This window comes from Paracoccus sp. J39, from assembly GCF_000518925.1.
In the GTDB taxonomy this organism is placed as follows: domain Bacteria; phylum Pseudomonadota; class Alphaproteobacteria; order Rhodobacterales; family Rhodobacteraceae; genus Paracoccus.
The window spans coordinates 1-14,972 of record NZ_JAEN01000039.1; the positions used below are offsets into that span (position 1 = coordinate 1).

The following is a 14,972-nucleotide window of genomic DNA, read 5'->3' on the forward strand; positions in this document are numbered from 1 at the left end:
TTACGGCTCCCCCGCACCTGCGGGGATAGACCCTGCAAGACCCTGAGTCGGGTATTCGAGGTTCCGGCTCCCCCGCACCTGCGGGGATAGACCCAAGTCGGCCTGCTCTTCCGGTGCCGGAACCCCGGCTCCCCCGCACCTGCGGGGATAGACCCCGGGGTCGGCCGATCAGATGCAGGGCGCCTTGGGCTCCCCCGCACCTGCGGGGATAGACCTTTCACACGGGAAGAATTTGCAAGGGCATTGAAGGCTCCCCCGCACCTGCGGGGATAGACCGCGGGCGGGTGGACGCGCTGGGGTTGCCCGTTCGGCTCCCCCGCACCTGTGGGGATAGACCCGAATCGGACGCCGCGAGTTTCATGGAATCGCAGGCTCCCCCGCACCTGCGGGGATAGACCCGGCTTGCCGGGTAGCGTCCTCTGCCGCCACCAGGCTCCCCCGCACCTGCGGGGATAGACCCCTAAGCGCCGACGCTGGATCGGTTTGCAGAGCGGCTCCCCCGCACCTGCGGGGATAGACCCGCGCGGATTTGTCAGGGCGGTCAATAAGTGGAGGCTCCCCCGCACCTGCGGGGATAGACCCGAGTTCGCGGACCTTGGGGTTGATCCCGCTTGGGCTCCCCCGCACCTGCGGGGATAGACCCGGATCTGGTATCATTCGGACGGTGCCTATCTGGGCTCCCCCGCACCTGCGGGGATAGACCCCCGTATTGGCCCGGCAGCCATGGCGACAAATCGGCTCCCCCGCACCTGCGGGGATAGACCCGTCGCCGCTTCAGCGGTATAACGGCGCCGGCGGGCTCCCCCGCACCTGCGGGGATAGACCCGACGCCTACTGGACCCCGAAGCAGGCGGCTGTGGCTCCCCCGCACCTGCGGGGATAGACCCTATCGATCCGACCAGAATCAGATGCTGATGCGGGCTCCCCCGCACCTGCGGGGATAGACCCGGTCTTGGTCATTCTGCTGCAACCTTCGTCGCGGCTCCCCCGCACCTGCGGGGATAGACCCTGCATGTCGGCCATGGGGCTCATTCCGCTTTCGGCTCCCCCGCACCTGCGGGGATAGACCCTTGCCTTGAGCCGGCGTCCCCGACCTCGAGGCGGCTCCCCGCACCTGCGGGGATAGACCCGATGGACGCGAGCCTCGCGACCAACAACGATGCGGCTCCCCGCACCTGCGGGGATAGACCTGTTACCCGTGCATTGTCCCTAGGACCACCTCTCAGCAGCCAGATTTGCCGTCCCACGGACGAACGACCGCTGTCGGGAGCGCTGCCCCGCAGCATTGGCGCGGGTCGACTGTCAGCTAAGGTCGGATGCGATGGCGCCCGTTGCTGGGCTCGAGTGGCAGTGACCTGCCCCTGAACTTTCCTCCAGATGCGATTAGAGTCCGGCCCAACTTGAGGACGGACAATGAAGCGAACGAGATTCACGGANATCGGGATGAAAGGATCAAGCTTTGGCCGCCTGACCTCGGCCGTCCGTCGGTAGCCCGGTGGCACCGAGAAGGTCATCATCTTCGCAACCGTGTCACGCGAGATGTTGAACACCCGCGCCGCTTCCCGCTGGCTCATGCCTTCCGCGCAAGCCTGGCGAACTCTCAGATATAGGTCCACGCTGTAAATCCTCACGCCCTCCCTGCCGCCGCAGAAAGGGAATAGGTGGACGACTTTTACGCCGCCCGCAGCAGCACCAAGCCACCGCTACCGTGGACGAATTTCCCACCGCCGTTCTCACTTCGATCCCCTGCCACAGCGTCTCCATGAGACTGGCAAGGCAGAGGATCGAGCCGCCGTCAGGCGGCTTTCAGCGAGCGAATCGATGACCATGCCGGACGGCGATGCTAGGTGTAGGCGATGGAAGACGATCTGAACGCGACAGGGCCGGAGGAGAGCAGGCCCCATGACAGCCCGTCCGCAAGCAGGCCGCGTCCGGGTGTTGCCCGGCAGATCGAGGCGCTTCAGGCGCAGGTCAGAACCGATGGCTTCCGGCGTATGAGCGACGAACAGACTTTCCTAGACGATCTGTCCGGGGATATCTGAACGGAAGACACGCCCGTATCATCTGTAGGCCAGAGTGGCCTACTTTTCGCGATTTCGCCAAATATTAGTGACCGACTATTATTTTGCAGGGCCCGGTACTTTCGTACCACCCGCAAAATGTCGGACCAGGCGCTGCGCCCCGGTACCCAGCCTCCCGCCCATGAAGAAGATCGATCCCCCGACGCCGCGCGATGGGCGGCCGCAACCAATTACGGATGAAGCGCCAGCAGATCCTGCCCGAACTGGTGCAGCGACATGACCTCGATCCCGTTCGGCAGCGGGAAAGCCTCGTCCCCCGGATAGACCACGATCCGCCGCGCAGGTTGCAGGTCTTCGCAGGCCGAATGAAAGCCGCGCTCGACCTTGGGCGCAAGGTTGCGCTTGACCTCGACGGCCCAGACCGCGCCGCCCGGCAGGGTCAGCACCAGATCGACCTCGGCGCCCGCACCGCTGCGGTAGAACTGCGCCTGCGTCCCTTCTGGCATCAGGGCATGGGCGGTCTCGATGATCAGACCTTCCCAACTGGCGCCCGCGACGGGGTGGCCGAGAACGTGATCGAGCGTCGTCAGCCCCAGAAGGGCATGCAGAATGCCGGTGTCGCGCACATAGATGCGCGGGGACTTGACCAGCCGCTTGCCGATATTCGCGTGCCAGGGCTCCAGGCGGCGCACCAGCATCAGGTCGACCAGCAGGTCGAGATAGGAGGCGACGGTCTTGGCATCGACCCCTAGCGCGCGGGCCAGCTCGGCGGCGTTCGACAGGCCGGACTGCCGATGCGCCAGCATGGTCCAGAAGCGCCGCAGCGTCTCGGCCGCGATACGAGGGCCGAGCGCGGGAATGTCGCGTTCCAGATAGGTGCGGATGAAGTCGCGCCGCCAGCGCAGGCTGGCCTGATCGCCCTTGGCGAGGAAGCTATCGGGAAAGCCGCCGCGCAGCCAGAGCCGATCCAGATCGGCGGCAGGCACCTCCAGCGCATCGAGGGGGGCGAGTTCGGCATAGGCGATCCGCCCGGCCAGCGTCTCGCCGGATTGCCGCAGCAGGTCGATGGAGGCCGAGCCGAGCAGCAGGAACCGCCCCGCCCGCAGCCCCTTGCGCCGCCCCCGGTCGATCAGGCCGCGCAGGTTCTGGAACAGGTCTGGCACCCGCTGGACCTCATCGAGGATGACTAGCTTGTCCTCATGCGCCGACAGGTAGAGTTCCGGGTCCGAGAGCCTGGCCCGGTCGGCGCTGGATTCGAGGTCGAGATAGAGTGATGGCCGCTCTTCTCCCAGCTCCTGGGCCAAAGTGGTCTTGCCCACCTGGCGCGGCCCCAGCAGGGCAACGGCGGGGCTGTCGTCCAGCAGGGACTTCACGGTCTCGGTGATACGGCGCTCGATCAACATCCTTGCAATTATGGAGATTAGTTCCCGATTTGCAAGGTTAATTGGGGACTATGTTCCTATCCGCTGCCGGGCTGACTTCAAGGAGCCTAGCTGCCGGACGGCCCGCTGCATGTCTTCGGGCTTGTGCATGACAACCAACGGTGCAGCGCAAGCGCAGCCAAGCCGGGTTGGAGATGGAAGACTTCTAGTCGATGGCAGCTTGCAGGGTGCCGCCCGTTGGGCGGCCGCAAACCGCATTCCGCCCCAGCCTCGTGGGGGCGGTCGGAATGTGGTTTGCGCGCAGCCTGACCCCGGCCCGCTCGCATCACAACGGGCCGTAGGGACGGGGTCAGGCGAATTCGTTTTCCCAGCAGGCCATCATCCAGCGCTCATCGCTGTCGGGCAGGTCGATGCCGTAGAATTCCAGCACCTGGGTCAGGTCGTAGATGCGCTCTTCCTGTTCCGGCTCGGTCAGCGCGGCCCACCAATTGCGTGCCTTGACCTCATCCGGCTCGAAGATCGATGCGGGCAGTTCGCCTTTGAACGGTTGCGGGGGCATTATTTGTCTCCTGTCATTTGTCGCTGGGTCATATCCAGCGCTGCCGCTGATCCGGCGAGGCGGTGGCGGTGGCCCGTGCCTCGCCTGGCCCATTTCCTGGGCGGGAGCCCCCCGATCAGCGCGTGAGGTTCCTGCCCTCAGCCCTTGTAACGGGAAGCGTCTGGAGGTTCCGGGAGATATCGCAGGGCTGCCAATGCCATCTCCGCATTCACGCCTGCCGGCAGATCGACGGTATCTCCCTCAGCGATATGCATCAGCCGTGCCCGTAGCGTATTCCAGCTGAGGGGGCGGCCGGTCGTCATCTTTGCCATCACGACCCGCCCGATGGTGAACGCAACCATGTCCGGGTTGTTCAGGTAGTCAGGCCCTTTGCGCCGATATCCGTTGGTTGCGTGCATGGTCCCGTGGGAGGTCATCACTTGCCTCCCGTCATCCATGGCCGGATCGCGTCCAGAGCCGCCGCCGATCCGGCGAGGCTGAAGCGGTGGCGCTTGCCGCCGAAGCCAATCTCGACCCATTCTGCCTGCCGGACATTTTGGACGAAGAGGTTGGTCGCGCCCATGCCGGCCGTGTCGAAATTGCTCAGCAGGATGTCGCCACCGGCAGCCACGAAATCCAGCTTCTCGCCATTCGAGAACAGGATGCTGACCCGCTCGCCCGCCTCGGCGTTGCGGCCGTCCAGCGTCACGCTGACGCGGCAGTTGTTGAAGTCGCAGGTGCCGTTGGCGTCGAGGTCGTTCATCTGGTCGGTGCGGGTGATCCAGATCTCGTTGCCGCGCACCCGGCGCGGGCTCACATCGCCGGTCTCGTTGGTGAAGGTCCAGTATTCGGCGCCGCCCTCGCCGGAGGCCTCGAAATACCAACCGGCGGCGAAGGCCGGGCTGGCGAGGGCGATCAGCGCGGCGGTGAACAGGTGTTTCATGCTTCCAGATCCTCTGGGGGAATGTCGATGCCGGCGTCCGCCAGCGCCCGCGCGATCAGCTGGCTCATGGTGATGTCGCGCCGCAGCGCCTCGATTCGCAGGGACTTGTGCGCCTCGGCGCTGAGGCAGATCGAGGTGCGCTTCGGGCCGACGGTCGGTTTCCGCTTCGCGGCTCTCATCGGTACCAGCCCTCCTGCATGCGGGGGATCACGTAGCGCAGGAACAGGCCGACACCGCCGGCGAACAGCATGAAGGGCGACAGGAACAGGAAGGCGATCAAGCCGTCGAATGCCGTCGTCCGGTCATCGACCGACGCAACCCAGGTACCAAAGACTATGCCGGCAAGAACGAAGAATGCGGCCAGGCCGAGCATGAAGGTCGATGCCTGGCGCCAGCTTTCGACCGAGCGGCCCCATACCCCGCGGATCGCCCCGCAGGCGGGGCAGGTGGAGGCCTCGGCATGGATCTCGGTCATGCAATGCGGACATTGTTGGGGCATCGGCTGGTCCTGAAAATAAAGATGCAAACACGTCCGGCACGAAATAACCTAAAATGGGATAACGCTCAAGTGCCACTATCCGAATTCCGGATTTATCTGGAGTTCAAGGATGGGCCGAACCCTGCGCAGCCCTGGTCATCTGGCCTTGATGGCTGCCCTTAAGCAGGCCCGCCTGGATGCAGGGCTGACGCAGACCGAGCTGGCAGAGCGCCTGAAGCGGCCGCAGTCCTTTGTGGCGAAGTACGAGAACGGCGAGCGGCGAATCGAGGTGGTGGAACTAGTCGAAATAGCTACAGCGATGGGATCAGACCCTCGCGATATCGTTCAAATCGTGAGAGAAGCCGACGGGCGCTGATACAGGCGCGCAGATTTCCGACGCGGTCGGCATTGCAGGCGGGTGGACGCGATGGGCGGAAAGTTGTCTAGCAGCACTGCAGCATAGTACCCGCAGAAACACATTGAACATGATCATTCGTGCGGACCGCAGCGAGATATCAGCCAGACTAGCCGTGAGGGAGGAGAGCAGCCCGATGGCAGTACGGCACGGCTGGCGCCTCAGAATCACAGCACGGGATCCTGTAGGATGCCTCGGAATCCCGACGTGACCATTTATTCGGAATACCGCAGGGTAGGTATTTCGCTTGGCCTGCAAGAGAATCCCAAACCGGCGCTTCGGACGATAGCGGCGGGCCTTCCGACAGTATTGAGAGTTATTTGAATTTCTCACGCCTTTACTGCGGATCAGGCCAGGTTGAAGTTTTTCCGAGACACGTAGAATTTTCCGTGCCACAGATAGGCTGCGAAATGTCTTGGTCTCCAGAGCGTGAACGATTGATGCAAGCAGAACGGGCTGGTCCGATCTGGGGAGCAGCTTGGGGCAAGTTCAGCCCCATCTTCGGGCATCATCATCTTGGGCATCATTGCGCCGATGTCGCAGCGGTCTTCCAATTGCTTCTGTCGCGTCGCCCCTATCGCCTGAAGGCTGAGGCGGCACTTGGACGTATACTAAACCCGACCGAGATCGGCTGCCTCACCGCGCTGGCCTTCCTGCATGACATCGGCAAGCTCGCTCCGGGCTTTCAAGCCAAGATCTGGCCCAGAAAGGGTCACCTGGCGACAATCGGGCACCTCGAAGCCGGGTGGCTCTGGGCGGAAGCGCCGAGCGGAGACGGGCCGGGCGCGAGCTGGCACCATGTGCTGGCCGCCTGGCCCGAGTTGGAGCAGTGGTTTTCCATGATTCTGTCGCATCACGGGCGACCGACGAGCCATCCGGGGTCGGGGAGGGTTGCCGCCACCTTTCCCACAGTCGCGAGCTATGACTGGCAAATGGAGCATCGCCGGATCGGGGCGGCTTTCGAGGCATGGTTTCCCGATCTGGACAAGGCGAGACCGCCCCCTGCTGAGCCGGCTTTTGTGCATTTCATCTGCGGTCTTTTGACCCTTGCGGACTGGATTGCCTCCGACAACCGCGCCTTCCCCTACGAGCCTCGCCTGCGCGACGATTATTGGCAGACCGCACTGCTGCGCGCGGAGACACGCATTGCCGAGATCGGCCTGGCCGCGGATATCCTTACGCTTTCGGGGCCACCGGGTTGGGAGCTGATCTCGAAGGATCATCCCCGGCCGCGGCCTGCACAACTGGCGATCGGTGGTTTGACGACGGACGAACGGCTCGTTCTTCTGGAGGCCGAGACGGGAGCGGGCAAGACCGAGGCGGCGCTCTGGCGCTTTGCCGCACTTCTGGCCGCGGGAGAGGTCGAGGCGCTCTATTTCGCCGTGCCGACAAGAGCGGCGGCGCGACAGTTGCAGCGCCGGGTCAATGCCGCACTGGCGCTTATGTTCAAGCCTGTGCCCGAGGCGCTGCTGGCGATCCCCGGACAAGTGGTGGCGGGCGAGGCGAAGGGTCGGCGCCTGCCTGACTTCTCGGTCCTGTGGGACGATGGCAAAGCGCGGCCGAGCCGGTGGGCGGCCGAGCATTCCGCTCGCTATCTCGCGGCGCCGATCGCCATCGGTACGGTGGATCAGGTCGCTCTCGGCGGGCTACAGGTGAAATACGCCCATCTGCGCGGCACCGCCCTGTCGCGCGCGCTGCTGGTCATCGACGAAGTTCATGCCTCCGACCCCTATATGAGCGAGGTCCAGCGACGGATGGCGCGCGACCATCTGGCCTTGGGCGGCCATGTTCTATTGATGTCCGCGACTCTGGGGGCGTCCGCGCGCTGCCGATGGTTCGGAACGGGGATCGCCGCGCTGCCCGAGGAGGCGGCCCGACCCTATCCAGCCGTCTGGACGGCGGCCGGCATCGAGCCGGTCGAGCGCGAAGCGCGTGCGGACAAGGCCGTGGAGATGCGTGCGCATCTGGGCTGGACCGGGGCAGATGCGGCCGATCTTGCCCTTGCCGCCGCGCGGCGGGGAGCGCGGGTGCTGGTGATCCGCAACACGGTGGGGCGGGCGCAGGAAACGTTCGCCGCCGTACAGGCCGAAGCGCCGGAACTGCTGTTGCAGATACGGGGCATTCCGACGCTTCACCACAGTCGCTTTGCGGCCGAGGACCGGGCCTTGCTGGATAGCGCGGTGGAGGGGGCCCTGGGCGCCAAGGGGTCGCTGGGCGGTCGGGTCGTCATCGGGACGCAGACGCTCGAACAGTCCCTGGACATCGATGCGGATCTCTTGATCACTGATCTTTGCCCAATGGATGTGCTGCTGCAGCGGATCGGGCGCCTGCACCGCCACAAGCGCGCGCGTCCCGCAGGGTTCGAAATGGCGCGTGCCGTTGTGCTTTGCCCGCCGGGCGGCCTCGATCCGCTGGTGCAGCGGGCCGATAACGGTCTAGGCGCCTATGCGGCGGGTCCGAGCCTCTCGGGCGTCTATGTCGATGTGCCCGGTCTTGCCGCAACGCTGGATCAGATCACAGGACAACCAGTCTGGCATATTCCCGAAATGAACCGCGTGCTTGTGGAAGCTGCGACCCATCCCGAGGCCTTGGCACGGATCGCCGAGGCCCGGGGCTGGCAGGCTTACCACCAGCGCCTGCACGGCAAGACACTGGCCGAGATGGGCGCGGCGGATCTCGTGATCCTCGACCGCCAGGCGCCGCTGATCTCGTTCCCCGATGACGAGAAGATCCGCACCCGGCTGGGCGAGGAGGGCGCTATGCTGGCCCTCCCCGATGGCACGCCCGGAGCCTTCGGCCTGCCGGTGCGCAACCTGACGCTGCCCGCGCATTGGTCGAAAGGGTTGACCGGCGAGGAGACGGTCGAACTGCTGGCCACCGCGCCACTGCGGATCGGCGTCGGCGGCAAGATGTTCGGCTATGACTCGGCGGGGCTAACGATTCTTGCAACGGAGCCTTGACAGCTAAGGCTGCAGCTCTCATCCTTGAAGGTGTAGATAACTGTTTCTCTGACGTTTATCGCTTATGAGGAGCTTCATACCGATGAGACGTCTCATTGAGGCTGGTACGCGCTTCCTGGCGGGCAGAAAGCGGCGTCCCAATGGCGACCGGGTCACAGGGGTCGATCTCGGGCTGGTATTCTCCTTCGAAGTGTCCCGCTTCGGCGGGAATAGACCCTGCTTGTCTGAGGTTGAAGCCGCAGGCCAAGTGCATTCCCCAAAACTCTTGGGGCGTTGCGCTCGATGAGCAGCAACCTTCTCACCGAGCCGCTTATCTCGACAGACCGGGGATCGCATAGCCTCCCCGGTCTGTTCGCCGCCATGTCCCGGGGCGAGGTCGCGGCCTTCCCTGCGCTGCGTCCGCATCAGCGCCCCGCCTGGCACATGTTCTGCGTGCAGCTTGCGGTTCTGGCGCTAGATGCTGCGGGCCTGCGCGATCTGCCCGAGGATGAGGACAACTGGCGCCGCGCGCTGCGGGTGCTGACCCCGGATTTCGCCGATGACGCACCCTGGCATCTGATCCAGACCGACCGCAAGCACCCCGCCTTCCTGCAACCGCCCGATCCCGGCGGGCAGAAATGGACGCCGGTCGCCACGCCCGATGCGCTCGATATGCTCATCACCTCGCGCAATCACGACATCAAGCGCGAGATCGCCCGCGAGCCGGAGCCGCAGGACTGGATCTTCGCCCTCGTCAGCTTGCAGACGATGGAGGGCTATGGAGGCAAAGACAGTTACGGCATCGCTCGGATGAACGGCGGTTCCTCATCGCGGGCGATGATCGCGCTGGCGCCCGCGCGCGAAGGATCTGTCGAGGTCGATCCCTCGGCTTGGTGGGCGCGAGATCTGCGCACGCTTCTCACCCGGCGCAGTGGCATTGCCGGGCTGACCCTTCTCTGGCTTTATCCTTGGGGCGACGGGCCAGGCCTCGATCTGGACCGGCTCGACCCCATGTTCATCGAGGTCTGCCGCCGTATCCGCCTGTCGCAGGCGGGAGATCGGATCACGGCCGAGCGCAGCACCTCGAAGGCTGCGCGTGTGGCCGCCAAGGAAGCCAAGGGCAATACCGGCGACCCCTGGGCGCCGTTGCACAAGACCGAGAACAAGAGCTTCACCCTTGGCGAGCAGGACTGGAGCCATGAGGTGCTGGTGCGGCTGCTCTATGGCGGCGACTGGAAAGTTCCCGATCTGGCTCTGCCGCAGCCGGGGGAAGAGGCCGCGCCGCTGGTTCTGATCGCCGAAGCCTTTGCCCGAGGCAATTCCAAGACCGACGGTTTCCGCTCGCGCCTCGTGCCGGTGCCGAAGGCGATGGTCAAGGCGGGGCTGTTTGGCACGAAGCCAGTTTCGGTCGCTGCCGAAGTGCAGGAAGATATCGACGCGATAGAAACCGCGCTGCGCGACGGCCTATCCCTGATCGCGGCCGAGGGCGATCGCAAGAAGCGCGGCAAGCCGCATTATGCCCGCGCCCAACCCGCGCGTGATGCCTATCGCCATGCGGTGGATCAGTTGTTCTTCCCGGAACTCTGGCTGCGAGCATCCGCGAAGGTGGATGCCGATTTCACCCTGATGCGCCGCGAGTTCCTGACGGCGCTTGCCGCGATCGCTCGCAGAGAATTCGACATCGCCAGCAGCGCCATCCCTTGCGCCAGTCTGTTCCGTCCCCGCGCCGAGGCCCGTAGCCGGGACGCTTTGGAGCGGGGCATCGCCAAGGTGTTGCAGCCCTTCCAGCAACAGGACGCACAGGATGCCTGACATGCCCACAGATACGCCCGAAGCCAAGCATGCAGCCAGACCTGAGGACAGGCTCGCCCGCTGCGCCCTGTCGATCGCCGCCGCTCTGGCTGCGACCGATCCGGGTGGCAAGGCCGAGGCCCGGCGGATGGACGGGGCCGGTGCCCCTGTTTTCTGGCGGCAGGTCGCGCGCCTGCAACTTTCATCGGCCGAGGAACCCGTCTGGCTGGCTTATACCCGCATGGTGGCGCTTCTGACCCCGGCCAGCGCCACCACATCGGTCCATGATGCCAAGCGCCCGTTGGGTACGGTTCTGCACGAGGCCGGGGTGTCCGAACAGCGGCTGGCCCGGCTCCTCGCCCTGCGCGGTCCGGCCCGGCTGGAGGCGCTGGAGCGGATCATCCGCGGCATTGCCCGCAAACACCCCCCGCTTGATCTCATCAGCCTCGCCCGCGCCGCTTTCGAATGTGACCGCAATGATATTGCCCGCAGCTATTACCGCGCCCTAGACAGATCCCAGATCGAAGAGACCCAGAATGCCTGATCCCCGCTTCCTGCAAATCCATTTCCTTGCTCCCTATACCGCAGCGCTCCTGAACCGCGACGATGCCGGGCTGGCCAAGCGGCTGCCCTATGGTGGCACGCTGCGCACCCGCGTCAGTTCGCAATGCCTCAAACGGCACTGGCGCCTTGCCGACGACCCCCATGCACTCAGCCGGATCGCAGGCGCGACTGATGCTTTCCGCTCGCGCGAGACCATCGACCGCAAGGTTCTGGCCGATCTGACAGAGGTTGATGAAGCCGTCCTGAAACCGATCCGCGAGGCGCTGCTGGTCGCCGTCTATGGCGATAAGGGTGCGGACAAGAAGTCCCGCCAGACCCTGTTGCTGGGCGAGGTGGAGGTGGCCTATCTGGCCACCGAGGCGAAGCGGCTGGCCGCCGAAGCGGCGGGCGACGGGAAAGCGGCACAGGAGATCGCCAAGGACTGGCTGAAGACTCACAAGGCCAATCTGAAGGCCCTGAGCGAGGGCGCCAAGATGCCGGGCGGCTTGACCGGAGCCTTGTTCGGCCGCATGGTCACCTCGGACCCGCGCGCCAATATCGATGCGCCGGTCCATGTTGCCCATGCCTTCACCGTCCACGCTGAAGAGGCCGAAAGCGACTATTTCATCGCGGCCGACGATCTGGCGCGGGAAGAGGATACCGGCGCCGACACCATTCAGGAGACCGAACTGACCTCGGGGCTGTTCTACGGCTATGTCGTTGTCGACATTCCCGGGCTGATCGCCAATCTCGGCGGCGATGCCGCGCTTGCGGGCGAGGTGCTGCACAATCTGCTCTATCTGATCGCAGAAGTGTCGCCCGGGGCCAAGCTTGGCTCGACCGCCCCGTATTCCCGTGCCTCCTTCCTGCTGGTCGAGGCGGGCGACCGCCAGCCCCGCACGCTGGCGGAAGCCTTCCGCGATGCCTGCGCCGCCAGCACGGCCCCGGCTGTCGCCCAGCTCACGGCGCATCTCGCGGCGCTGGATGCCGCCTATGCCACGGGCGAGACACGCCGGGTGATGACGCTGGCCAATGCCGATGTGCCGGGCGCAGAGCGGGGTTCCCTTGCCGATCTAGCGGGCTTCGTGCGCACGCTGCCCGCGCAGCTTTCGGAAAGCGCGGCATGATGCACCGCTGGCTGCATCTGCGCCTGACCGCCCCGCTCTTGGCCTTCGGCGGCGTTGCGGTCGATCAGGTTGGGCCGACGCGGGATTTCCCCTCCGCCTCGGCGCTGACCGGCCTTCTGGCCAACGCGCTCGGGCTGCGGCGCGAGGACTGGCAGGCGCATCAGACCCTGCAAGACAGGCTGATCTTCGGCGCCGTGAATGCCCGGCAGGGCCGCCCGCTGACCGACAACCAAAATGCCAAGCTGGAAGCTAATGATCGCGGCTGGACCACCTGGGGCAGTCCCGATCAGCGTGCCGGTGCGAGCTATGACAGCCCGCACCGCCGCCGCCGTGACTATCTGGCCGATCACGATTGCCATGTCGTGCTGCGTCTTGCCGACGACGCGGCGCCGGATCTCGACCATCTCGCCGCGGCGCTCGACCGCCCGGCCCGACCGCTGTTTCTGGGCCGCAAGCCCTGCCTGCCTAGCGGCCCTTTGCTGCAGGGGCTGCTCACGGCGGATACGGCTCGTGCCGCATTGACGGCGACCGGCCAGACCGGAGACGCGCTCTGGCCCGCTGAGGAAGGCTGTGGCACGATGACAGATCTTGCGGATCTGCGGATCTGGCGCAATGGCTATCATGCCGGCAGCCGCCGGGTCGGTCTGGGGCGCATCACATGAGCCTGCATCTCGTCGAACTCCCAGTCGATCTGCGGCAACTCCATCTCTGGGCCGGTGCCCGACAAGCGTGGGGGCGCGGATCGGATGAGGGACTTACCCTGCATCACCTGCTGGGCGAGGTCTTCGGCCCGGGCGTCTTGCAACCTTTCCGCCTGATGGTTGCCCCCGGCGCCAGGCAGGGCACGCTGCTTGCCTATGCCGACCATGATGCCGATGCCCTGCGCCAGAGCGCCGGAATCAGCCAGACCCCCTCGGACGCCGCGGCCATCCGCCTAGATCGCCTGCGCTCGATCCCCCGGCCGGGCACGGCCTGGCGACCGGGGCAGCGCATCGGCTTCGATCTGCGGATGCGCCCTGTGGTGCGGCTGGCGTCGCCGCTGTCCGGCCAAACTAAAGACGGCCAGCCGCTCATCTTCCGAAAAGGGGCCGAGGTGGATGCCTTCCTCGCCCGCGCCCTGCGCGGCGAGGAGGTGACGCGCGAGGCGGTTTATCTGGACTGGCTGGCCGCGCGGCTGCTCCCCGGCGCCGAGCTTGAACGGGAAACCAGCCGTCTGGCGAGCTTTCGCCGCGAGATTGCCGTCCGGGACGGACGCAGAATCGAGGGGCCCGACGTGACAGTGCTTGGCACATTGACCGTCACTGACGCTGCGGCCTTTGCCCGGCTGCTGGCAAGTGGCGTCGGGCGCCACCGCAGCTATGGCTATGGCATGCTGCTGCTGCGGCCGCCGCAAAGGCCGCGCTGATGCTCAAGGGCAGGCTCGGACTCGACAGCGCCAAGGTGCCTCATGCCGACCGGGCAGGCTGCCTCTACCTCGCGCGCGGGGCGTTAACCGCACGCGATGGCACGCTGGCCTTCCTGCAAGGGAAAAGCACCGAGGTGGATGCGCTGCAACCGGGCGATTATGCCATCCCGCTGCAAGGCGTGTCGATCATCCTGCTCGGCCCGGGCTCGACGGTCAGCCATGACGCGCTGCGGCTCCTGGCCCATGCCCGCACCGCCCTTGCCGCCGTTGGTGAGGATGGGGTGCGCTTTTATACCGCGCCGCCAATAATCCCCGACCGCTCGGGCCTTGCCCGGCTTCAAGCGCGGATCTGGGCCGATGACGATCTTCGGATCATGACGGCCCGGCGCATGTATGCCGTCCGTCTGGGCGAGATTTTGCCTCATGGCGAGCTTGATGTCCTGCGCGGGATCGAGGGGGCGCGGATGAAACAGACCTATGCCTTGCATGCGCAGCGCATAGGCATCGACTGGCGGGGCCGACGCTATGACCGCGGCGATCCGATGAGGGCCGACCTGCCCAATCAGGCGCTGAATCATGCCGCCTCGGCCGTCGAGGCCGCCGCCGCCATCGCCGTCTGCGCAACCGCCACCATTCCCCAACTCGGCTTTATCCACGAGGATCCGGGCCAGAGCTTCGTTCTGGACATCGCCGATCTCTGGCGCGATCCGGTAACGATCCCTTGCGCCTTCAAAGCGGCCAGGATCGCCCTTGACCGGCCCGGCGAGAATATTGAACGCCTCGCCCGGCGCCTGACCGGAGAGACGATCGCCCGGAAGGGCGTGATCCCGGCGATGATCGAGCGGATCAAGGCGCTGATCGAGGGGCGCGATCCCTGATGCCACTGACGATGATCGTGACCCGTGATGTCGAGGCGCGCTATCGCGGGTTTCTCACCTCGGTGATGCTGGAGATTGCGCCAGGCGTCTATGTCGCCCCCGACATGTCGGCCGGCGTACGCGGACGGGTCTGGTCGGTGATGACCGACTGGTGGACGGCGCTCGGCCGTGGCTCGCTGACCATGGTCTGGCGAGACACCGGCGCGACCGGGAATCTGAGGATCGAGACCTTGGGCGAACCGCCCAAGGAGATCGTCGACGCAGATGGGGTTTTACTCGTCAAGCGTGTGTAACAGTAAAAACACTCGCGCGTATGCTTTTTGACATCGCTGGAAATTCAATATATTGGGCAAGAGAGGCTCCCCCGCACCTGCGGGGATAGACCCGCTTGACGCATTAGACCAAGTAGACCCGCCATGGCTCCCCCGCACCTGCGGGGATAGACCCTGGGAAAGCGTCAGCTCCTCCAGGCTGTCCGCGGCTCCCCCGCACCTGCGGGGATAGACCCCGCT

16 protein-coding genes are annotated in these 14,972 nt (G+C 65.5%); 10 read left to right on the plus strand and 6 right to left on the minus strand.

Annotated elements, in window-relative coordinates; genetic code table 11:
- The first annotated feature begins 1,856 nt into the window (after window positions 1-1,856).
- Window positions 1,857-2,042 (plus strand): hypothetical protein, encoded by a 186-nt coding sequence (locus L632_RS0120820; protein WP_010400948.1) that lies wholly within the window; start codon window positions 1,857-1,859, stop codon window positions 2,040-2,042.
- A 209-nt stretch (window positions 2,043-2,251) separates the two neighbouring features.
- Here the strand turns inward: L632_RS0120820 and L632_RS0120825 are convergent, their stop codons facing one another.
- The 6 genes from L632_RS0120825 to L632_RS0120850 all read right to left on the minus strand — a co-directional run bounded on the left by L632_RS0120825 (window position 2,252) and on the right by L632_RS0120850 (window position 5,359).
- A complete protein-coding gene (locus tag L632_RS0120825; RefSeq protein WP_036699065.1) occupies window positions 2,252-3,424 on the minus strand; it encodes an ATP-binding protein in 1,173 nt (390 codons plus the stop codon).
- Between the two features lie 328 nt (window positions 3,425-3,752).
- Window positions 3,753-3,962 carry a hypothetical protein gene (locus L632_RS0120830; protein WP_010399187.1) on the minus strand — a complete coding sequence of 70 codons (210 nt, stop codon included), beginning with the start codon at window positions 3,960-3,962 and terminating at the stop codon, window positions 3,753-3,755.
- Between the two features lie 137 nt (window positions 3,963-4,099).
- Window positions 4,100-4,378, minus strand: a complete 279-nt coding sequence (locus L632_RS0120835) for a hypothetical protein (RefSeq protein ID WP_010399189.1) — start codon at window positions 4,376-4,378, stop codon at window positions 4,100-4,102.
- Window positions 4,378-4,884, minus strand: a complete 507-nt coding sequence (locus tag L632_RS0120840) for a hypothetical protein (RefSeq protein WP_028717527.1) — start codon at window positions 4,882-4,884, stop codon at window positions 4,378-4,380. The genes L632_RS0120835 and L632_RS0120840 overlap by 1 nt, the downstream gene beginning before the upstream one ends.
- Window positions 4,881-5,063 (minus strand): hypothetical protein, encoded by a 183-nt coding sequence (locus L632_RS0120845; protein ID WP_028717528.1) that lies wholly within the window; start codon window positions 5,061-5,063, stop codon window positions 4,881-4,883. The genes L632_RS0120840 and L632_RS0120845 overlap by 4 nt, the downstream gene beginning before the upstream one ends.
- On the minus strand, window positions 5,060-5,359 hold the full coding sequence (locus L632_RS0120850; protein WP_232221019.1) for a zinc ribbon domain-containing protein: 300 nt from the start codon (window positions 5,357-5,359) through the stop codon (window positions 5,060-5,062). The genes L632_RS0120845 and L632_RS0120850 overlap by 4 nt, the downstream gene beginning before the upstream one ends.
- Before the next feature lie 133 nt (window positions 5,360-5,492).
- Between L632_RS0120850 and L632_RS0120855 the strand changes: the two genes are divergently transcribed.
- The 9 genes from L632_RS0120855 (at window position 5,493) to cas2e (ending at window position 14,753) form a co-directional block, all read left to right on the plus strand.
- Entirely contained in the window at window positions 5,493-5,738 is a 246-nt protein-coding gene (locus L632_RS0120855) for a helix-turn-helix domain-containing protein (protein ID WP_010399197.1), read from the plus strand.
- A gap of 479 nt (window positions 5,739-6,217) precedes the next feature.
- Window positions 6,218-8,737 carry a CRISPR-associated helicase Cas3' gene (cas3, locus tag L632_RS23320; RefSeq protein WP_193668281.1) on the plus strand — a complete coding sequence of 840 codons (2,520 nt, stop codon included), beginning with the start codon at window positions 6,218-6,220 and terminating at the stop codon, window positions 8,735-8,737.
- 282 nt (window positions 8,738-9,019) lie between these two features.
- Window positions 9,020-10,528, plus strand: coding sequence for a hypothetical protein (locus tag L632_RS23325; RefSeq protein WP_036699068.1), 1,509 nt, complete (start codon window positions 9,020-9,022; stop codon window positions 10,526-10,528).
- A gap of 1 nt (window position 10,529) precedes the next feature.
- Complete coding sequence (locus tag L632_RS23330) at window positions 10,530-11,051, plus strand: type I-E CRISPR-associated protein Cse2/CasB (RefSeq protein ID WP_010399204.1); 522 nt, start codon at window positions 10,530-10,532, stop codon at window positions 11,049-11,051.
- Window positions 11,044-12,177, plus strand: a complete 1,134-nt coding sequence (gene cas7e / locus L632_RS0120875) for a type I-E CRISPR-associated protein Cas7/Cse4/CasC (protein ID WP_028717531.1) — start codon at window positions 11,044-11,046, stop codon at window positions 12,175-12,177. The genes L632_RS23330 and cas7e overlap by 8 nt, the downstream gene beginning before the upstream one ends.
- Window positions 12,174-12,839, plus strand: coding sequence for a type I-E CRISPR-associated protein Cas5/CasD (cas5e, locus tag L632_RS0120880; protein ID WP_010399210.1), 666 nt, complete (start codon window positions 12,174-12,176; stop codon window positions 12,837-12,839). The genes cas7e and cas5e overlap by 4 nt, the downstream gene beginning before the upstream one ends.
- Window positions 12,836-13,582 carry a type I-E CRISPR-associated protein Cas6/Cse3/CasE gene (locus L632_RS0120885; protein ID WP_010399211.1) on the plus strand — a complete coding sequence of 249 codons (747 nt, stop codon included), beginning with the start codon at window positions 12,836-12,838 and terminating at the stop codon, window positions 13,580-13,582. The genes cas5e and L632_RS0120885 overlap by 4 nt, the downstream gene beginning before the upstream one ends.
- Window positions 13,582-14,460: a type I-E CRISPR-associated endonuclease Cas1e gene (gene cas1e, locus L632_RS0120890; protein ID WP_010399213.1), complete on the plus strand. Its 879-nt coding sequence runs from the start codon at window positions 13,582-13,584 to the stop codon at window positions 14,458-14,460. The genes L632_RS0120885 and cas1e overlap by 1 nt, the downstream gene beginning before the upstream one ends.
- Window positions 14,460-14,753, plus strand: a complete 294-nt coding sequence (cas2e, locus tag L632_RS0120895) for a type I-E CRISPR-associated endoribonuclease Cas2e (protein WP_010399215.1) — start codon at window positions 14,460-14,462, stop codon at window positions 14,751-14,753. Before cas1e ends, cas2e begins: the two co-directional genes overlap by 1 nt.
- Window positions 14,754-14,972 lie beyond the last annotated feature (219 nt).